This window comes from Petrotoga halophila DSM 16923 (genome assembly GCF_002924615.1).
Window position 1 is genome coordinate 1 of record NZ_JALY01000130.1, and the last position, 4883, is coordinate 4883.

General features: G+C 31.8%; 8 protein-coding genes. All 8 read left to right on the top strand.

Annotated features, from left to right (window positions below):
* Positions 1 to 245, top strand: a 245-nt coding sequence (locus AA81_RS14175; protein ID WP_169999633.1) for a hypothetical protein, incomplete at its 5' end; no start/stop codon positions are given.
* Positions 246 to 431: 186 nt separating this feature from the next.
* Positions 432 to 956, top strand: a complete 525-nt coding sequence (locus AA81_RS06050) for a GNAT family N-acetyltransferase (protein ID WP_103078797.1) — start codon at positions 432 to 434, stop codon at positions 954 to 956.
* A complete protein-coding gene (gene rfbA / locus AA81_RS06055; RefSeq protein ID WP_103078798.1) occupies positions 953 to 1825 on the top strand; it encodes a glucose-1-phosphate thymidylyltransferase RfbA in 873 nt (290 codons plus the stop codon). The genes AA81_RS06050 and rfbA overlap by 4 nt, the downstream gene beginning before the upstream one ends.
* The gene (gene rfbB / locus AA81_RS06060; RefSeq protein WP_103898539.1) at positions 1822 to 2868 is read left to right on the top strand and encodes a dTDP-glucose 4,6-dehydratase; all 1047 of its coding nucleotides are present in this window, start codon (positions 1822 to 1824) and stop codon (positions 2866 to 2868) included. Before rfbA ends, rfbB begins: the two co-directional genes overlap by 4 nt.
* Positions 2869 to 2998: 130 nt before the next feature.
* Positions 2999 to 3484: a MotA/TolQ/ExbB proton channel family protein gene (locus AA81_RS06065; RefSeq protein WP_103898540.1), complete on the top strand. Its 486-nt coding sequence runs from the start codon at positions 2999 to 3001 to the stop codon at positions 3482 to 3484.
* Positions 3462 to 4187, top strand: a complete 726-nt coding sequence (locus tag AA81_RS06070) for a hypothetical protein (protein ID WP_103898541.1) — start codon at positions 3462 to 3464, stop codon at positions 4185 to 4187. The genes AA81_RS06065 and AA81_RS06070 overlap by 23 nt, the downstream gene beginning before the upstream one ends.
* Positions 4188 to 4207: 20 nt before the next feature.
* Positions 4208 to 4537, top strand: coding sequence for a hypothetical protein (locus AA81_RS06075; protein ID WP_103898542.1), 330 nt, complete (start codon positions 4208 to 4210; stop codon positions 4535 to 4537).
* A 200-nt stretch (positions 4538 to 4737) separates the two neighbouring features.
* Positions 4738 to 4881, top strand: a complete 144-nt coding sequence (locus tag AA81_RS14180; RefSeq protein WP_169999635.1) for a hypothetical protein — start codon at positions 4738 to 4740, stop codon at positions 4879 to 4881.
* Positions 4882 to 4883: the final 2 nt, after the last annotated feature.

The following is a 4883-nucleotide window of genomic DNA, read 5'->3' on the forward strand; positions in this document are numbered from 1 at the left end:
AAAAATTACCTAACAACAGAGTTATTGATGTATTACTTTCTACCTATAAAAATACTTGGGATAACGAAATTTCCTTTTTTAAAATTCTTAGTAAATTGTTATATAAAAGAAATTATGTTTTCATTCCAAAATTTACAGAAGAACACAAAAAGATTATTGTAAACAAATTTAGAGAAAGTAACATTAGACTTTCTGAAGACTTTGGTGTAAGTATTGATAAATTAAAAAAATACCAATATATTTAACTTAAGAGAAAAAATAAAATTTTGGTTCTCTCCCAAAAAGTGTGGGTAAATAAACGGTAAGCTTAATTTTACTCCAGATATTTACTTACTATTTTTGTTGTAAAACCTATTTTAATAAAGTCTAATTACTCTCAGTATTCATTTTTTATCAATTGACTTCTTTACAAAAGGGAGTGACGCTGAAGGATGGATATTAAATTACGACCTTTAAAGTTAACAGATGCTGATTATATGAAAGAATTCACTGAAGATGAAGATATTTCTAGAAACTTACTCTTTACAAGATATCCTTTTCCAACAGAAAATATGATTTCATTTATCAAGACTTCTTGGGAAGATAAGAGAAATATACATTATGCTATTGCAAATGAAAATGATGAATATATCGGAACCATTAGTTTAAAAAATATTAGCTATATAGACAAAAATGCCGAATATGCAATAGTAACAAGAAAAAAGTATTGGGGTCTAAATGTTGCTTCATTAGCAACAGATAAAATTCTAAATTATGGTTTTTACACCCTCAATTTGAATAAGATATATTTAAATGTTTTAAGTTCGAATTTAAGAGCAATTAGATTTTATAAAAAATATGGATTTAATCAAGAAGCCATTTTTAAAAAACATGTTTATAGAAATGGTGATTATGTTGACTTAATTTGGTTTTCTTATTTTAAAAATGATTTTAATGATAAGAGGTTTAAACCATGAAAGGCATAATCCTTGCAGGGGGAAATGGTACAAGACTTTACCCAATAACAAAGGGAATAAGTAAACAATTATTGCCTATTTACGATAAGCCTATGATTTACTATCCATTATCCGTTCTCATGATTTCTGGAATAAGAGAAATTCTAATAATTTCTAATCCAGAATATATTGATATGTATAAAAGGCTATTAAACGACGGAAGTCATTTAGGACTAAAGATAGATTACGAGATTCAAGAGAAACCAAGAGGACTTGCAGACGCTTTGAATGTTGGCGAAGATTTTATCGGTAAAGACAGTGTTTGTTTAATCCTTGGGGATAACGTGTTTTATGGTCAAGGTTTTGGTCCAAAGCTTCAAAAGGCCTCTGAGGTGGAAAGAGGTGCTGTTATATTTGGTTATTATGTAACTAATCCCAGTGAGTTTGGAGTTGTAGAGTTTGACGAACAGGGAAATGTTTTAAGTTTGGAGGAAAAGCCTTCAAAACCTAAGTCAAATTACGCTATTCCCGGATTGTACTTTTATGATAACTCTGTGATTGAAAAGGCTAAGAATTTGAAACCTTCTGCAAGAGGAGAATTAGAAATTACTGATTTAAACAGAGAGTATCTAAAAGAGCAACAATTGAGAGTCGAACTTCTTGGAAGAGGTTTTGCATGGCTAGACACCGGCACTTACGATGGACTTGCCAACGCCGCTGACTTTGTTAGAACCATTCAAAAAAGAACTGGTTTATACATCGCTTGTTTGGAAGAAATAGCCTACAGGAACAAATGGATAACAAAAGAAGAATTGATTAAATTAGGCAAAGAATATGAAAAGACTGAATATGGTCAATACATTCTAAGATTTGCGAGTGATATGAATTGAGTATCCTAGTAACAGGGGTAGCTGGATTCATAGGAAGCAATTTCGTATACTACTACCTAAGAAAACACAAAGACAAAAAAATAATAGGGTTAGACAAACTAACCTATGCAGGGAATTTGGATAACCTATCCAAATTAAACGAAGAAGAAAAAAATAGGTTCACCTTCATAAAAGGTGACATAAACGATATAGAACTGTTGGAAAAGATATACCAAGAAAACGAAATAGAAGGGATAATAAACTTCGCAGCAGAAAGTCATGTAGACAGATCGATACACGACCCACAGATATTTTTAAAAACAAACATACTGGGAACACAAACGTTGTTGCATGTATTCAAAAAATACTACGATGAAAGAAAAAACCAAAAATTCTTACAAGTATCAACCGATGAAGTGTATGGAGCGTTGGGACCAACGGGATACTTCACAGAAAAAACACCCCTTGATCCACACAGTCCTTACTCTGCAAGTAAAGCGAGTGCAGATCTAATAGTAAAGGCTTACCACGACACATATGGACTAAATACGAACATAACAAGATGTTCTAACAACTATGGACCATACCAATTCCCAGAAAAGCTCATACCGCTAATGATAAACAACGCATTAAACCACAAAGAGTTACCCGTGTATGGAGATGGGAAACAGATAAGGGATTGGTTGTACGTGGAAGATCATTGTAAAGCGATAGAGCTTGTATTTGAAAAAGGAAGAAGTGGAGAAGTATACAACATAGGTGGACACAACGAAAAGGAAAACATAGAGATAGTAAAAATAATAATAGAATACTTACAAGAAAAAACAAAAGACGAAAAGATAAACGAAGGTTTGATTAAACATGTGAAAGACAGGTTAGGCCATGACAGAAGATACGCAATAGACCCAAGAAAGATAAAAGAAGAGTTAGGCTGGGAACCAGAGACGAAGTTTGAAGAAGGTATAAAAATAACGATAGATTGGTACCTTGAAAACAAAGAATGGATGGAAAAGGTTATAACAGGGGATTATAAGGAGTTTTATAGGAGGAATTATGGGGGATGAAAGTTAGTTATATGAAAAATGGATACGTATTGAGCCCTTTTTCAGGAAAAAAGGATAAAATTAGGAATTAACTAAGATATAGAATCTAAACAAGGGGTGATTTTATTTTGGGAAATATTCTTGGTTCTTTTTGGGTAAATTGGTTGATTGTTTTTTTGGGGTTGTAAACTTCGGTTTATTTTTTCGGATTCTTGCTAAATCAAAGAATCTTTCTTCTAAATTAAGACCTAACAGGGCAGAACATTTAGAACTTTACGAATTTTTCAGAGATACGTACAAAAATTCTAACGCAAAAAATAACTTTGGATATATCGAAGGTGAAAATAGCTCTATTAACAAGTGTTTTTCTTATTATGGTTCTATAACTAGTATTTTTCCGCTTTTGGGGATTTTGGGTACAGTAATCTCTTTTTTGAAACTTTCAGAAATCACTTCTGAAGTAATAACTCAAAATTTTGCGAATGCTTTATCTTCGACATTTTTTGGTCTTCTTTTTGCAATACTATTTAAAGTATTAGAAGGAGTGTTAGCGCATAAAATAGAGGATAACAATTATATAATAGATACAATGATCAAGACTGCGAGTGATAGAAATGAAAAAAAGAACGATAATTGAACTTACACCTTTTGTAGATATACTGTTGATACTTCTTTTCGCTTTTTTATTTAACATATCTGAAACCAATGAAAAAGCTGAAGTTGCAACAAACAAAAGTATAGAGTTAGCACAAGAAAATTTCGAACTTAAAAATGATTTAGAGGAAAAATCAAACTTTCTTCAAGAAATAGCTAACAAAAACGAAAAGTTGGAAAAACAAAATACTTTTTATAAAAATTTTTACATAGAGCTATCCAATATCATTGAAAAAGCTTTTGAAGATGTGGAACTACCAGAAGATATTAGTGAAGATGAATTCGAAAGAATAAAAAAACTATTGGAAAACAAAGAAATCAACTTAGACTACTTTATAAAAAACGAAGCTTTAAAAGAGAACTTCTTTGTTCTGGATATAACCATTCAAGGTGAGGAGCCCGAAGTTTTCTTAAACACCCAGAAAATAGACTTTTCCATAACCTATGAGCAGTATGCCTCAGAAAACACTAGAGAAAGTAAATTAAACATTCTTGAAGAGAAAATAGAAAGTTCTTTGAAAAACAACGGAATTCCCCAATTAGTTCTAATAACTATAAAACAGATGGATGATAATGTTTTTCTTTATTCATATAATTTGTTGTTGGAAGCAGTAAAGGAAATACAGAATAAATACGGTGCTGACCGAATTTATTTTACAGAAATACCATTTTTATACAATAATTAAGGGGTGATATTATTAAGAAATTGATTGTTTTACTTATTTTAATAATCATAGCTTTATTATTCTTTATAGGGTTTGCTTTTAAAGGATTTGGACTTGGGGGAGGAGGACAAGGTACAAAGGGCCTAGGAAATCAAATTGAAGAAGATAAAATACCATTAATAACAATAAAATCTGACGAAATATATGTTAACGGTGAATTAGTAAATAAAGATAATATTGCAGAAACTTTCAAAGAACTAGCCAACAAAACAGAAATAGTGGAAATTGATTCTAGTAAGGCAAAAAGAACAACTTATTTGGAAGTTAAAGATGAATTGGAAAAATTAAATTTAACTATAATAGAGAAATAATATCTCTTATAGACAGTTTATTTTTTGTGCACCCAGCATGCTCAATAACTAAGCGGTGAAAGTCCATTGTGGGTCAGGTAGCAGGAACTACTAGTTGAGGCAAGGGTATCCATCGTGAGGTGGAATCTGAAGGAAGCCCAAGGCAAAGTCCTGGAGCGATGAACAAAAAACAGATACAAGGCTAAGTGGAGTGGACGAGTTTGCTTTACAAAACGAAGTCAAATAGCTATCCAGAACTTCAAGGAGTAAATCTGGCGGTTAGATGGGCTGAAAGTTATTGCACTTACCTGGGGAGATCTCAAGAATATGCTGTTAAAGCAACCCATACAGCAATGTATGGCTGAAT

Excerpts from the sequence above, each read along its gene's own strand:
- rfbA (WP_103078798.1), top strand. The coding sequence starts at position 953 with ATGAAAGGCATAATCCTTGCAGGGGGAAATGGTACAAGACTTTACCCA.
- AA81_RS06070 (WP_103898541.1), top strand. The coding sequence starts at position 3,462 with ATGAAAAAAAGAACGATAATTGAACTTACACCTTTTGTAGATATACTG.
- AA81_RS06050 (WP_103078797.1), top strand. The coding sequence starts at position 432 with ATGGATATTAAATTACGACCTTTAAAGTTAACAGATGCTGATTATATG.